10 protein-coding genes and 1 tRNA gene are annotated in these 14,598 nt (G+C 52.1%); 4 read left to right on the top strand and 7 right to left on the bottom strand.

The window, feature by feature from the left end:
- Positions 1-21: 21 nt before the first annotated feature.
- The 6 genes from fliG to ACORNT_RS00855 all read right to left on the bottom strand — a co-directional run bounded on the left by fliG (position 22) and on the right by ACORNT_RS00855 (position 7,692).
- Positions 22-1,035 carry a flagellar motor switch protein FliG gene (fliG, locus tag ACORNT_RS00880; RefSeq protein WP_321394033.1) on the bottom strand — a complete coding sequence of 338 codons (1,014 nt, stop codon included), beginning with the start codon at positions 1,033-1,035 and terminating at the stop codon, positions 22-24.
- A 24-nt stretch (positions 1,036-1,059) separates the two neighbouring features.
- Positions 1,060-2,796: a flagellar basal-body MS-ring/collar protein FliF gene (fliF, locus tag ACORNT_RS00875; RefSeq protein WP_321394030.1), complete on the bottom strand. Its 1,737-nt coding sequence runs from the start codon at positions 2,794-2,796 to the stop codon at positions 1,060-1,062.
- A gap of 323 nt (positions 2,797-3,119) precedes the next feature.
- Positions 3,120-3,419 carry a DUF1153 domain-containing protein gene (locus tag ACORNT_RS00870; protein ID WP_321394028.1) on the bottom strand — a complete coding sequence of 100 codons (300 nt, stop codon included), beginning with the start codon at positions 3,417-3,419 and terminating at the stop codon, positions 3,120-3,122.
- A 182-nt stretch (positions 3,420-3,601) separates the two neighbouring features.
- Entirely contained in the window at positions 3,602-4,960 is a 1,359-nt protein-coding gene (locus tag ACORNT_RS00865; protein WP_321394025.1) for a flagellar hook protein FlgE, read from the bottom strand.
- A 102-nt stretch (positions 4,961-5,062) separates the two neighbouring features.
- A complete protein-coding gene (locus ACORNT_RS00860) occupies positions 5,063-5,758 on the bottom strand; it encodes a flagellar hook assembly protein FlgD (RefSeq protein ID WP_321394022.1) in 696 nt (231 codons plus the stop codon).
- 14 nt (positions 5,759-5,772) lie between these two features.
- The gene (locus ACORNT_RS00855) at positions 5,773-7,692 is read right to left on the bottom strand and encodes a flagellar hook-length control protein FliK (protein WP_321394020.1); all 1,920 of its coding nucleotides are present in this window, start codon (positions 7,690-7,692) and stop codon (positions 5,773-5,775) included.
- 481 nt (positions 7,693-8,173) lie between these two features.
- Here ACORNT_RS00855 and flgK point away from each other — a divergent pair, with 481 nt between their 5' ends.
- The 4 genes from flgK (at position 8,174) to ACORNT_RS00835 (ending at position 12,740) form a co-directional block, all read left to right on the top strand.
- Complete coding sequence (gene flgK / locus ACORNT_RS00850) at positions 8,174-10,285, top strand: flagellar hook-associated protein FlgK (protein ID WP_321394017.1); 2,112 nt, start codon at positions 8,174-8,176, stop codon at positions 10,283-10,285.
- A gap of 32 nt (positions 10,286-10,317) precedes the next feature.
- Positions 10,318-11,241 carry a flagellin gene (locus ACORNT_RS00845; RefSeq protein ID WP_321394014.1) on the top strand — a complete coding sequence of 308 codons (924 nt, stop codon included), beginning with the start codon at positions 10,318-10,320 and terminating at the stop codon, positions 11,239-11,241.
- A gap of 93 nt (positions 11,242-11,334) precedes the next feature.
- The gene (gene mnmA, locus ACORNT_RS00840) at positions 11,335-12,525 is read left to right on the top strand and encodes a tRNA 2-thiouridine(34) synthase MnmA (protein WP_321394011.1); all 1,191 of its coding nucleotides are present in this window, start codon (positions 11,335-11,337) and stop codon (positions 12,523-12,525) included.
- 138 nt (positions 12,526-12,663) lie between these two features.
- Positions 12,664-12,740, top strand: a tRNA-Met gene (locus ACORNT_RS00835).
- Here ACORNT_RS00835 and ACORNT_RS00830 read toward each other — a convergent pair.
- Positions 12,697-14,361 (bottom strand): recombinase family protein, encoded by a 1,665-nt coding sequence (locus tag ACORNT_RS00830; protein WP_420717527.1) that lies wholly within the window; start codon positions 14,359-14,361, stop codon positions 12,697-12,699. The genes ACORNT_RS00835 and ACORNT_RS00830 overlap by 44 nt on opposite strands.
- Between the last annotated feature and the right edge of the window lie 237 nt (positions 14,362-14,598).

The following is a 14,598-nucleotide window of genomic DNA, read 5'->3' as shown; positions in this document are numbered from 1 at the left end:
GTTCAAACAGAGTTTCATTACTTAATAAACCAGCTCATCTTCGCCCTTGGTGTCGGCCAGGACGATTTCGCCGGCATCGGCAAGATCTTTGGCCACATTGACGATTTCCATCTGGGCTTCATCTACATCCTTCAGGCGCACAGGCCCCATGGCGTCCATATCTTCTTTGAGGATCTTGGCCGCGCGCTCCGACATATTGCTGAAGAACATATCGCGGATTTTGTCCGAGGAACCCTTCAGCGCCAGGCCCAGGCGGTCCTTGTCGATGCCGCGCAGCAGGGTCTGGGTACCGGTGGCGTCCAGTTTCTGCAGATCTTCGAAGGTGAACATCAGGGCCCTGATCCGTTCGGCGCTTTCCCGGTTCCGGTCTTCCAGGGTTGTCAGGAAGCGGGTCTCAGAACTCCTGTCCAGATAGTTGAAAATCTCAGCAATGGTTTCGTGGCTGTCCTTGCGGCTGGTGCGGGCCAGGTTGTTCATAAATTCGATGCGCAGGGTCTGTTCCACCCGGTCAAGAATTTCTTTCTGAACCGGCTCCATCCGCAGCATTCGCATAACCACTTCCATGGCGAAATCATCGGGCAACACACTCAGTACGGAGGCCGCATGTTCCGGTTTGATTTTTGACATGACCACGGCAACAGTCTGGGGATATTCATTCTTCAGATAGGTGGCGAGAACAACCTCGTTCACATTACCCAGCTTGTCCCACATGGTGCGTCCTGCAGGGCCGCGGATTTCATCCATGATCTGGTTGACGCGGTCCCCGGGCAGCATTTTCTGCAGAAGTCGTTCCGTGTTGTCAAAGTTACCGGTCATGGAACCGACGGAGCTTACACCGTTGGCGAATTCGAGAAACAGCTCCTCAATGACCTCGGAAGTCACCGTCCCCAGAGACGAGATTGCCAGAGAAAGTTCCTTGACCTCTTCGTCATCAAGAAGATTCCAGACCAGTCTGCCATATTCCTCGCCCAAAGCAAGCATCAATGCTGCTGCTTTGTCGCTCGCACTTAAATCGCTGATACGGGCCGTTGCCATTTTTATTCACCTGATATTTTTTTATTAGCCATAAAGCCAGTTTCTAATTACCGCAGCCGATTCTTCCGGATATTTTTCAACAAGCTCGCCGACCTTTTTAATAGCAGTCGCCTCAATCTTGCCTTCTACCGCGGCAATATCAATTGCTGACTCAATTCCCTGTTTCTGTGCCACTTCCCGGGCGGTCATTTTTTTTCCGGTTTCATCCACCGGGATCACTACACTCTTGCCTTCCCCGGTCTGAACAACCTTTCCTTCCGGCTGGGGCGGGGCAAGCGCGGCCTGTTGCTCCGGTGAATATCCGGGCGGCAACTGAGCCTGTTCGCCACCCTCCATGACATAACGGAGAACGCCACCTTCTCCTTCTGTCATGATATATTTGATAAGCGGGCGAAGTCCGAAAAATGTAACGGCCAGGAAACCGATCAGCAGGACACCAAGTTCGATCAGCCAGAGAATATCTTTTTTACCGAAACTGAAGAGACCTTCTTCCGGCAGGGTCTCGCCATAGTCCACTTCGGCAAACTGCAGATTTACAATACTGACATTGTCGCCGCGTTCCTCGTCATAACCGATGGCCGATTTAACCAGGTTTTCCAGCTGGGTCAGCTCTTCCGGGCTGCGCGGCTGGTAGACGGCAGGGACATCCTCTCCCTGGTTCGCATAAGTGCCGTCAACAAGAACAGCGACAGAAATGCGCTTGATCGTGCCGGCTTCATGGATCTGGGTCCGGATGGTTTTGGAAATCTTGTAATTGACGGTTTCCTCGGAGGTGCTGCCGGAGGACTGGTTTTTGATAACGGCTTCGCCTTCCCCGTCTGCCCCCTGATCAGGCAGGTTGTTGGCCACCGAAACCTGGGTCTCGTCCGCATTTTCCTGATCTGTGGATGTGGTTTCCCGCGTCTGAGAGGAGAGAACGACCTGACCGTCTGGATCATAAATTTCCGAATTACTCGTGATCCTGTTCAGGTCAAGTTCTGCATTTACTTCCGCCCGAACCTTGCCGATGCCTAAGGTTTTTTCCAGCAGATCTTCAATCTGGCTGCGCAGCCGGCTTTCCATCGAGACTTTCTTTTCTTCCAGGGAAGACGCGAGAAGAGAGGCGGCATCATCGGAACTGCCCCTGGCCAGCAGGGATCCTTTCTGGTCGACAATGGAAATTCTCTCCGGACTCAGGTCCGGCACTGCCGCGGCGACAAGGTTCTGTATGGACATAACCTGGGCCCGGGACAGCCGTTCATTAGCGGTTTTGACAAAAATTGATGCTGTGGCTTCACGGCTTTCGTTACTGAAAAGTCGCCGTTCCGGCATAACAAGATGTACGCGGGCGCTGTTGACCTTTTCCAGTGACTGAATGGTCCGCGCAAGCTCCCCTTCCAGGGCCCGCAGGTGATTGATATTCTGTACAAAACTGGTCGTGCCCAGTGAATCCTGGCGATCAAAAATATCGTACCCTACGCTGCCGCCGCTGTTCAGACCCTGGCCTGCGACCATCATCCGCAACCGGTGCACCTGATCTTCCGGCACAAGAATAGTGCCGCCGTCACCGGCGATCTGATAGGGAACGGCCTGTCCTTCGAGCTGCTGGACAATATTATTGGCATCCGTCAGGTCGAGACCGCTGTAAAGCAAACCCATGGTCGGTGTGGAAAGCCGCATGGTCAGGTATATAAAGAAGCCTATGATAATAGCCGCAACGGTCCCCATCGCTGCCAGGCGGGCAGGGCCGAGAGTTCTGAAAAATACGGATAAACTATTCACGATGGTACTTCCTGCTTACGAGCCCTTTTGAGTTTCAAACAGATCTTGTTATGTAAATGTTTGTTTCGATTTGAAACACAGTTTACATATTCTTAAGTAAATAAGAAGTTAATGCTAGGCAAAAATTGCCTAGTTGTTTGTCTTTCTTATCAGCGGGCGCTGATATTGCAGGGTTTCTCAGGTTTTCCCATTTATTGTATGACCAAAAAAAAATACCACAAGATGTGGTATTTTTTTAGAACGACATAATGTGGACCATATTTCCAGAATCAAATTAACCATGAGATGCGAATCTCATGGTTAATTATTGAATGTCGATTATTTTAACTATTGGCAACGGAAGAATTACTGGAACGATAATCCTGCACGCGAGTTACTCTAAGTCCCATGAGTCCGTCATTATCAATAGCTCTCTGCCAGGAAAGAAATTCTTCGACTGACAGGGTATATTTTTTACAGGCTTCCTCGAGGGACAGCAACCCACCCCTCACTGCGGCAACCACCTCCGCCTTACGCCGAACGACCCATCGTTTGGTGTTTGAGGGGGGAAGATCGTCCAGTGTTAGAGGTTCACCTGTCGGCCCCATTATGGACGCCGGTTGGATTTTTTCTCTAGTACTCATTATAACACGAATCTCCGGTAACGTTATTCACAGTCCGGAGGATACGAAAAGCTCTTTAAAAAATGCCTAATGAACTCGGTTAATTTGTCAAAAATATTAGATAAATTTTTACGGAGTTTGTCGAGGCAGGTATAAAAAAAGCCGCCCCGGAACCGGAGCGGCTTAAGTTAACTATATGATGTTTAACGTTTAATGTTATTCAGTTCACTCAGCATCTCATCGGCGGTTGTGATGATCTTGGTGCTGGCAGAAAAGGCCCTTTGTGTTGTAATCAGCTGCGTAAACTCGTTTGACAGGTCCACAGTGGAGGCTTCCAGAGTGGAGGGAGCGACAAATCCGGCGCCACCGGAACCGGCAATCTGCAGAGCAAAGTTACCGGACTGGTCGGAAACCGTATAGCTGTTGCCTTGTCTGCGGGTCAGGCCATCCGGGTTCTGGAAGACGGCAACCGGCAACTGGGCGACCTGACGGGTCAGGCCGTTGTCGAACAGGGCTGTCACAATACCGTCTTCACCAATGGCGACACCGGTTACGTTACCGAAAACAGCACCGTCGACGGAAGATGAGATCAGGGTGGACAAGCTGTCGAACTGGGTAAAGCCATCACCTAAACCGTCGGTTCCGAAATCAAAGGTCAGGGTGCTGGGTTCGGCCAGGGCGGCAGAGGTGCCGGTGGTCGTCCAGGTCACACCGATCGGGTTGGTCAAGGCGGCACTTGTGTTGGTCAGGTCGATCGTGCCGTCAGTGTTAAAGGCCAGTGTTCCTGTGGCGATCTGGCCTGAATGCAGTGGACCCACGGTTGACACCTCGGCGGCCGGATCAACAAACATTTCAACATGCCATTCGTTGGCCGTGGAACTTTTCAGTGCAGCAATCGTAATCGTATGGGCTGTCCCCTGGGAATCGTAGACTGTGACATCCCGCTGGAAATCGGAGCCAACCGAACCGTCCGCCATGGAGAAACCGGCCAGAGCGGTATAGGTGGCTTCAAGGGCACTGATTTCCTGGGTCGATTGCAGGTTTGCCCGGAGGGTTACGGCAGTGGACGCCTCCGCTGTGCCGGTCAGGCCGGAAACGTTAATGGGTTGCAGGGCGCTGACCTGACGGTTGGGATCGATGCTGCCGTCGGAAGCAATCGGGAAGCCCAGAAGATAAAGACCGGCGGTGTTTTTCAGGTAACCGTCTTCATCCGGTGTAAAGGATCCGGCCCGGGTAAAGCTGATGGCGCCATTCTCCGACACTGCACTCGGTGATGACCCAACGACAAAGAAACCGGCCCCGTCAATACTCAGGTCCGTGGCAGATGCTGAAGACTGCAGCAGGCCCTGGCGGCTGATCAGGCTTTGCGGGATGGATTGCACACCACCGGGTGAATAGGACGTTGTTGATCTGGATTCAGTCACCAGTGTTGTGAAACTGGCCCGGGTTTCCTTGTAACCGACGGTGTTCACATTCACGATGTTGTCGGAAATCATGCCCAGGGCGCTACTGTATGCGGTCAGGCCGGAAACTCCGGAATAGAGTGAAGCGTAAAGACTCATGCCATTACTCCTGTTTATGGGCTGCTAGGGGCAGCGGGTTAATTTTTTGAGTGATGCGTTTCACGCGTTTCATCCTGATGTGTTCTTCACCGGATTTTGGTGTTAGTTGGTATCTGTTGTTGTTTGGGTGTCCCCACTATTGTCCGCGACCGCGACCTGCTTGACGGCAAGTACATTCTCCGGTGCCAGAATAATACCGTTGGCGGCAAGATACGGCATTCCATTGATGGTCTCGATACTGGTCACTTTGCCGACGGAATAGATGTTGGTTGGAATCTTGGTATCGTCTGTGACCGAGGCTGTAACCGACAGGGTATAAATGCCCTCGGTTGCGTCCTCGGGGACATCCCAGGAAAATTCATGCAGCCCGGCGTCTGTTTCTCCATAGCCGGTGTAGACTACGTCACCGGTTTCATCGTCCGTGACTGTGATCTTTGTGGTGTTGGCTTTGCTGTCGAGGGTATATTCCCATTTGACCTTGCCGTCATAGATACCAGCCTTGTCTGTTTCCACCGTAATTTCCTTACCCAGATAGCCGACCGCGTTACTGGCGCTTTGGCTCGTCATCTGACTGATCAGGGTTTCCAGGTTTTTGTTTCCGGCAATCTGCTGTTCAACACCGGTAAAGGAAACAAGTTGCTGGGTGAATTCATTGGAATCCAGTGGGTCCAGCGGGTCCTGATATTGTAGCTGGGTGGTCAGCAGGGCGAGAAAATCGTCAAAGTCCGATGCCAGTTTCTGGCCCGATGCCTGCGCTGCCGAGGCTGTTGCTGCTGTTGCAGAAGATACTTCTGACATTTATCGTTTCCTTGTCATACGCTGATATCCAGACCGCTGTCGGTCACATTAACGGATAGAATTTCTGCCGGAACCTGTTCATCTTCAGACTGTAAATCGCCATCTGATGAATAACTGCCGTCCGGTCTGCCAAAGCCGGTATCGTTCCCGGCCTGCTGTCGAAGACTGAAATTCAGGTTGCCCTGGTTCATATCAAAGCCGGCATTCTCCAGCATTTTACCCAGGCTGCCCTGGTCTCTCTGCAACAGGTGAAGGGTTCTTTCATTGTCGACAGTAAGGGTTGTCATCATTTTGCCGTCAGAGGCAAACTCCATTTTCACGTCCACCTGGCCGAGCTCAGCCGGATTTAATTGTATCCTGAAAGTGCTTTTTCCGGCATTCATGTGGCGACTGACGGCAGCCACGATCTGTTCACTTGCGGCTTGCGAGGCAAGGGCGGTATTCTGCGGGGCGCTTCCGGTGTGCTGAAGGCCGGATGCAGTCGTTTCCTGAATGGCCAGACCATGGGCGCCGACAACTAATTGGTGCCCCATATTAAGATTTAGAGTGTATGAGGCGGTTCGGGAGTTCAGGCCGTCCAGGGGCAGCTTCTGAAGGGCGAAAAACTGTTCTCCGGCCGGTTTGGCTGTGGATTGTTCAGCTTGTCCACCAGCACTGGCCTGTTCTTTTGCGCTGCTTTTTGTTGCGGCTTCCTTTTCACCGGTTCCAGAGGCGGCCATGTTTCTGCCGTCGCCTGCTTCATTCTTTTGCGACCTGTCGTCTTTCTGACCGTTTCCATCCCGGCCGTTTCCATCCTGCCCGTTTTTGGCTGGCGTCCCGTTAGCTGCCACTTGCTGCGGTGTGTCAGCCTGATTGTCTGCCTGACTGCCGGCTGATTTGTCGCCAGAGGTTGGCACCTTGGCATTGTCGCCAGCGGGGATGTCGCGGGCAGCTGCGGCTGTTTCCGATGTCTCCCGGGAAACTTCAGTTTGCGAAGAGACAGCGGCTAAGGTTGTATCTTCTGCCGTCTTGTTGGCAGCGGAGGAAGCGGTGGAGGCATGGTCGGTGTCGGATTGATCTGCGGTTTCAGCAGTGCCTTTATGTTTGACCGTTTTCCCGGCATCAGATGTTGCATGGTCTGCATTTGAAGAGCTTCCATTTTCAATGGCCACTTCTTTTGAAACTCTGATTTCAGCATGTTGCCCATTTTTGCCGTTGCCGTTTTCCGGGGTGTTGCTATTTTCCGGGGCAGGGGCGATAGACTGCTGTCCCTGATCGGTTTTCCCGTCTTTGCCCGCAGGGGTATTCTCTGTTTCATTCCCGACTGCTGCAGACTGACTGGCGGCCGCTTTTTCCGGAATAGGATCAGCCTCCGGAAGAGCCGGCTTATCTGATGTCCCTGTTTTTTCAGGGGAACTGCTCGCGAAGGATTCTGCTTTTTCGGAAACAGCGTCTCCGGTCTTTGCCAGATCAACATCTTCCACTTCCTGTGGCGAGGCCAGAGGGTTGTTTCCGGATTTATCCAGCAGAGCCGGATCCTTGGTGCGACCTTGCATAATGGTTGCAGTAGCAGAATCTCCGGCTGACGCCAGATTATCGGAAGACTGTTCCGCTTCCTTCTGACCAACCGTTGTGTCTTCGCTCGCCTTATCTGCAGGTGAGCCATCGGCAGAAGTTTCCTTCGCCGGTACTGACTGAGCTTGATTGTCAGTTACGGAAGATGCCTTTGTCTCCCCTTTATTTTGTTCAGGGGGTGTTTGTGAAGTGCCGGCGGTTTCATTTTTCTTTTGAGCCGGTGCGTCACTCTTTTGGGATTCTTCCGACAGATACTGACCGAACAGGCCTTTCGTGTCCTGATCTTCCCCGTTCTTGCGGGATGCACCGGTCGCCGCTGCGGCGGTGGTTCCGGCCGTCGGCGTCTGCAATGCATTATATATGTCTGTACCAGAGGTCATTTTTTACCTGTTAAAATTGTCCGTCCTGTATCAAAGCAAGAAGCGGGCCAAACTCATAAAAAATATAACTCATTGAAAAATAAGACTAATAAATTTCATTTCGACTTGGGCTTGAGGGGGGGAGGGCAAAAGATTCCGTGATCCTGACATATTTTCCTTCCTTTTCTGCCTACCGTATCATTCTTGCCTCCCTGCTGGATTGAGCGGGTGGTCTTGTGGCCATAACAGGCAGGCTTTGTCAAATTGGCCCCGTCCTTGCATATAATGAGTTGGAGAAAAAATGCCTCCAGGTGCTCAAGTGAATGGCCTGGTGTTTATTCTGAAGGTAAAGGTTATATTTTTCAAAGAGTTGTCAGGATTTTATTGCGAATGAAAAAACAGTATCCGGAAAATATCTTGAATAAATGCAGGGCAAAAAACTCCCTCACAGGGCAAGCTTTTCCCATTCGCTGCGGCAATCTCTCTGCTATGGAGGTGCTGAATGTCGATCAATAACATCATCAGTACAGCCTTGACGGGCCTGTATGTAAACCAGTCGGCTTTGTCGGTGACCTCCAACAATGTGGCCAATGTTAACACTCCCGGATATTCACGTCAGGTTGTGCATCAGGAAGCATTTGTCACCGGCACGAAATCCGGCGGCGTGAAAATTGCCGGAATTGAGCGGGTCGTCGACCAGTTCCTGGTTGCCGCGACCTATGACGCCAATTCCCAGTTCGGCCGGTATGAAGTGGAAAACGCCTTTCACGAGCGGATACAGGCCTTCCTCGGGCGTCCTGATGAAAATGCATCCCTGTCGGGCGAACTGGATGAAATTTTCTCGTCTTTGTCGGAACTGGCCCTCAATCCACTATCAACGGTTCTGAAAGAAGATACACTTTCGGCAATCGACCAGTTCGGTAACGATCTGGATACGCTGGCGAAAAATGTTCAGGGCCTGCGGCAGGATGCCAGTGACCAGATTGGCCAGACTGTTGCCGAGATCAATTCACTCCTGGACCGTATTGATAGCCTGAACCCGCTGATCATTCGGGAAACCGTAACCGGCGGAAATGCCGGTTCCCTTCTGGAGCAGCGGGCCCAGGCTCTCACGAAGCTTTCCGAACTGGTGGATATCAGTATTCGGGATACAGGGAATGGCGGTATTGCCGTGACGACCTCTACCGGGGTCAGCCTTGTCGGGCAAACAGGGTACAGACTGAAATATAATCCACCTGGTACCGTGACGTCCTCGACGCCGTTTTCACCAATTACAGTTCACAAGGTGGATCGGACAACGGGTCAGCTTTCAACAAACGGAGTGGAACTGGATGGTAGCGTTCAGGGCGGCAACCTGAAGGGACTTCTGGTCCTGCGTGATCAGGATCTGCCTGAAATTGCCGAACAGCTTGGAAATCTGGGGGCGGAGTTTGTTGATGAGATCAACAGGATTCATAGTGAAAGCTCGGCGGTTCCGGCACCGGAAAGCCTGACCGGCAGAAACGTGGCACTGATTGGAACCGATCCCCATAATTTTACCGGTGAAGCTGTATTCTCGGTTACTGATGCCAACGGCAACCTGCAGAGCAGCGTGACCATTGATTTCGGGGCCATTGGAGGAACGGTAAATGATGTGATCACGGCAGTGAATGTCGGCCTTGGCGGTGATGCCACACTTGCCCTGAATAATGGCGTGATGAGCTTTACCTCGAATATAGCGGGACAAGGTGTTTCCATTTCCCAGGCTGATGGCAATCCCAGTGACCGGGCAGGGCGAGGGTTCTCCCATTTCTTCGGGTTGAATGATCTGGTGGAATCCAGTGTGCCGGCACATTTCGAGACAGGAATTGCCGGAACTGATGATCATGAATTTGCCGCAGGCGGTACGGTGTTCTTCGAACTGAATGACGAAAGCGGACTGTTGTTGGCGGATTACACGCTGACCATAGGCGGAACCAGCTTTGATGATATACTTACCGATCTGAACGCAAGTCCGCTGGCGACCTATGTCACTTTTTCCTTTTCCGCCAACGGCGAGTTGCTGATGACGGAGAATGCCGCCTCCCGAGATTTGTCTATTCACGTCAAGAGTGACAGTACAAGCCGTGGTGTCACTGGTGTTCCCCTCTCCACATTTTTTGGAATTGGTGAAGAATATGTCTCTGATGCGGCGCTCGGGCTTAAGGTCAAGGATCATATTTCAGAAAATGCATCACTGTTTGCCACGGCCCGTCTCGATCAGACGGCGGTCATCGGGCAAAATGCGCTGAGTATTGGCGACCAGGACGGGGTGCAGGCGCTCCTGGATCTGGAAGATACTATTTTCAGCTTTCGTCAGGCAGGCGGCCTTAGCGGCATGGACGTCAGCCTGTCACAATATGCAACCTCCATTCTGGCGGATCTCGGCCTCAGGGCAAATATGGCTGAAGGATTTGCTGCCGATAACGAGGCTCTGACCACCCAGCTTGAACAAAAATCGATGGATGTTTCCGGGGTCAACCTCGATGAAGAACTGAGCAATATGATTATCTATCAGAATGCCTACAGTGCGGCGGCCCGGGTGCTGCAGTCCGCGCAGGATATTTATGATTCCCTGCTGGCGGCGTTCCGTTAGGGGTATGAGATGAAGAAGGACGGGAAAAGAACATGACACGCGTTTCCAGTTTTGGCCATCAGCAGGTGATGCTTTCCGGACTGTTGAAAAACCAGGAAAAGGTCTTCAACGGCCAGTTAACGATTACGACCGGCAAAAAGGAGCTTGAATATAAGGGGTTCGCCACCGAACTGAATACTCTTCTGGGCTCCAAAAACGCCTTGTCCCGGACCCAGGGTTTTATCAGTTCCGCAGAATATGTTCAGCGCCAGCTGGACACCAATGATGTGCAACTCAATGCTCTGGTGGATAATGCCAACAATGTGCGTGAGACCGTACTCAACGCCATTGCCATGGATCAAACATTCGCCCTTGCCGAAACACTGGGGGAGGCATTTTCCTCCATGGTCAGTGCCCTGAATACCAATATCGGTGGCGTTCATGTCTTCAGTGGCGCCCGGACAGATGTGCCGCCGGTAAACGGTTCTGACCTGGCCGACCTGGTGGCAGCCGCGTCGGCTTCCGACCTGTTTGAAAATGATAACCGGATTCCGACGGCCAAGATTGGTCAGAATACCGATGTCCAATATGGCATCCTGGCAGAAGATGTGGCCGGTGACATCTTCGCGGCGCTCAAGAATATTGCCGATTTTGATGCCGGCGGCCTCGGCCCCATTGACGGTAAACTTACACCGGCCCAGAGAACATTCCTGGAAGGGGAACTTTCCACCCTGGATGCCGCCATCGACACCCTGCAGCTGTTTGTGGCGCGTAACGGCAACCGGCAGGCAACGGTGGAGGATATGCTGGTTCAGCACAAGGACGAGGAAGCTTTCCTGGAGACCTTTATCTCCGATATCGAGGACGCGGATCTGGCCGAAGCCATCACCCAACTGGAAAATGACCAGGTGGCGTTGCAGGCTTCCTATGAAATCACGTCCCAGCTTTCCCAGCTCAGCCTGCTGAATTTCATCTGATCAAAGACGGAAATCCGCTTGTAATTCCCGTCTGAATGGCGGTTTCCCCTTGAAGTTGGGCAGGGGATACTATATCTGCCACTTATGAGCACATTGCCTGAAACATATCTTCCCGGGGCTGAAGCCCTGTGTGAGGCGCCGGTGAATTCCTCCATTAACTCTTTGGGGGTGGCCAAACCCGTGTCCGGGACCCGGGTGGTGGTGGCCATGTCCGGCGGCGTCGACAGCTCCGTCGTGGCGGCCCTTCTGAAAGAAGAAGGTTATGACGTTGTGGGCATCACCCTGCAGCTTTATGATCACGGGGTGGCGGTGCAGAAAAAAGGCGCCTGTTGCGCGGGCCAGGATATTCATGATGCCCGGCGGGTGGCGGAGGCCATTGATATTCCCCATTATGTGCTGGATTACGAAAGCCGTTTCAAAGACAGTGTGATGGAGGAATTCGCCGACAGCTATATCCGCGGCGAAACCCCGATCCCCTGTGTGCGTTGTAACCAGGAAGTGAAATTCAAAGACCTGCTCGATACCGCCCGGGACCTGGGGGCCGATGTGATGGCGACCGGCCATTATGTGCGCCAGTCGGTGCAGGAAAGTCAGATAACGCTGGAGCGGGCGGTGGATAAAAACCGCGACCAGAGCTATTTCCTGTTTGCCACGACCCGGGAACAGCTTGATTTTATCCGTTTCCCCCTGGGCGGCATGGAAAAGGACGAGGTGCGCAAACTGGCGGCCCGTTACGGCCTTGAGGTGGCGGCCAAGCCGGACAGCCAGGACATCTGTTTTGTGCCGGACGGCAGCTATGTCAGTGTCATTGAACGCCTCCGGCCCGGTGCCTCCGAGCCAGGCGAAATCGTTCATCTGGACGGCCGTGTTCTGGGCGAACACAAAGGCATCATTCATTATACCATCGGTCAGCGCCGGGGCATCGGTATTGGTGGCGGTGATCCGCTTTATGTGGTGAAACTTGATCCCGACAACGCCCGGGTCATTGTCGGGCCGCAGGAAGCACTGGAAATCACCCGGCTTGAACTTCGCGAGGTCAACTGGCTCGGGGCCGGCGACATCCCGGAACAGGGCGTTGAGGTGCAGGCCAAGGTGCGTTCAACCCGTCCGCCGGTGGCGGCACGGCTCTATCCGGTAAAGGACGGTATGGCCCGGGTTGATCTGATCGAACCGGAAAAGGGTGTCTCGGCCGGCCAGGCCTGTGTCTTTTATGACGGCGAACAGGTGCTCGGCGGTGGCTGGATTATGCGCAGTCTTGCCGGTTGGGAGCAAGAGGCGGCCTGAAGATATGCGGATCAGGCACAGCGGGCAAAAAATAGGCTTTTCCGGCAAAAAGACGATTGACTAAGGCCGGGTCAGGCGATATACCGCTCCCTGTTCGGGCTCTTGTCAAAGGGCCGGGGTGGTCCTTTTCTTTTCGGGGGCGGAGTAGCTCAGTCGGTTAGAGCAGCGGAATCATAATCCGCGTGTCGGGGGTTCAAGTCCCTCCTCCGCTACCAATTGAACCCCCAATTTGTTGTCATAACGAAAGTCTGACCCATTTTGGTGTGGTTCTTTGCCTTCCGCAAAATTGAGAATTGACGCTAAATCCCCTTTAATACTTATGTTTATTGTCGCTTTGTCTTCCGGAGTGAGTTCAATTCTGGTTACAAGACTGCGGATAACTTCTGTCGTTTCATAGCGAACTGATTCATCGTTTAGTGTCTCATATAGAGCTTCCAGTTTATTCCTATATTCAATGGCTAGGTTAGGGGGCAGGACGGGCTTGGGCTTTTTGATAGATTTAATTTCCTCTATCAGTTCTGCCTTGCGATTCTCCAGTTCAATAATCTGGTCCTTAATCGACAAGGCGGGTACACCATCTTTTATAGCCTGTATAAGCCGTTCCAAATCCTTTTCAATTGTCGACAGGTCTTTCTTCTTTTCTGCTGTGAGTAATTTTTCCCGATTGTAAGATTCGTTCAGAGTTTGGGTGTATTCCTCACAAAATTCCGCATAAGCCTCGGGTGTCATCAGCTGGTTCTTGATCGAAGACAATATTACTTTTTCAAGTGGTCGCCGTTCAATTCTTATCCTGTTGGAGCAGGTTCCTTTGTTAGAAACGGTAGCGCAGGAAATCTGTTTTTTATTCTTTACAGTATAACCTCCGCCGCAGTAGCCGCATTTCAACAATCCTGAGAACAGGTACTTGGGGCGTTTATAACTTGCGAGTGGATTGCCTGACTGGACGCTCCTCTCGGGGTGCATTCGTGACTTTTGTCTCGCTTTAGCTTTGTCCCATGTTTTTTGATCAACAATTCTGAGCTCAGGGAGTTGGTCGATGATCCATTCACATTCCGGATTTATTCGGGTAACCCGTTTTCCCGTGATCGGGTTTTTGAGAAATTTCTGACGGTTCCATATACGCCGTCCTATATAGAGTTCGTTATTTAGAATTCCGGACCCTCTGGCGGGATTGCCGTTGATCGTACTTTGGCCCCATTCCTGACCACGGGGAGAGGGAATGCCGTCCTTGTTTAAATCGCGGGCAATGGTTCTGGGGGCTTTTCCGGCTACATATTCTTTGAAAATCCGCTTTATGACATCTGCTTCAAATGCGTTGATTTCCAGATCGCCGGTAATTCTTTCACCACGTTCATCATATTTCTTGATGACGTTGTATCCATAGCCAAGTCCTCCACCAGATTTACCGGTCTCAACACGGCCTCTCATGCCTCTGTGGATCTTCGCTTTGAGGTCTTTGAGGAACAATGCGTTCATTGTTCCTTTTAGCCCTATGTGAATAGTATCTACTTCGCCTTCAGAAAGGGTGTAGAGCTTCACACCTAGAAAATTCATTTCACGGTAAATCGTGGCGATATCGGCTTGGTCTCTTGACAGTCTGTCCAGGGCCTCTGAAACGATTACATCGAATTGCCCCTCTCTCGCATCATTGAGAAGTTGTTGGATACCCGGACGAGATAGGCTGGCCCCGGAAATACCTTTGTCAAAATAGCGTTCGTGCAGGGACCATCCATGTTTCTCCACAAACTCTTCACAAATTCGTATCTGGTCATTGATTGAGGCCTCCCGCTGGAGGTCCGTGGAGTAGCGTGCATATATAACGGCTTTGGGCTTCATTTGTCTCTACTCTGATTGCTCTGGGTAGGGTTCTTGTGTGCTTTCATTGTCGTTCGCAACATCCGGTGAAGATGCCAGATAATTTAGAGCGGATTGCCGGGCAATGATGTGGATAAGGGCCTTCAGGCGAGGGTCCAGCGGGGAGGAGGTTGCAATGCTGTTCTCATTGGCATGCAAGCCATTTTGAAAGGTGAATGGTGAGTGTTTTTTGCCCATAACATGGAAAGTAGACGCCGC

The sequence above is a fragment of the Emcibacter sp. genome (genome assembly GCF_963675455.1).
Lineage (GTDB): Bacteria > Pseudomonadota > Alphaproteobacteria > Sphingomonadales > Emcibacteraceae > Emcibacter.
This window is presented reverse-complemented; position numbering and strand designations above follow the sequence as displayed.

Coding starts and splice junctions, on each gene's coding strand:
- ACORNT_RS00830 (WP_420717527.1), bottom strand. CDS start 14,361: ATGAAGCCCAAAGCCGTTATATATGCACGCTACTCCACGGACCTCCAG.
- ACORNT_RS00865 (WP_321394025.1), bottom strand. CDS start 4,960: ATGAGTCTTTACGCTTCACTCTATTCCGGAGTTTCCGGCCTGACCGCA.
- flgK (WP_321394017.1), top strand. CDS start 8,174: ATGTCGATCAATAACATCATCAGTACAGCCTTGACGGGCCTGTATGTA.
- ACORNT_RS00855 (WP_321394020.1), bottom strand. CDS start 7,692: ATGACCTCTGGTACAGACATATATAATGCATTGCAGACGCCGACGGCC.
- fliG (WP_321394033.1), bottom strand. CDS start 1,035: ATGGCAACGGCCCGTATCAGCGATTTAAGTGCGAGCGACAAAGCAGCA.
- ACORNT_RS00845 (WP_321394014.1), top strand. CDS start 10,318: ATGACACGCGTTTCCAGTTTTGGCCATCAGCAGGTGATGCTTTCCGGA.
- ACORNT_RS00870 (WP_321394028.1), bottom strand. CDS start 3,419: ATGAGTACTAGAGAAAAAATCCAACCGGCGTCCATAATGGGGCCGACA.
- ACORNT_RS00860 (WP_321394022.1), bottom strand. CDS start 5,758: ATGTCAGAAGTATCTTCTGCAACAGCAGCAACAGCCTCGGCAGCGCAG.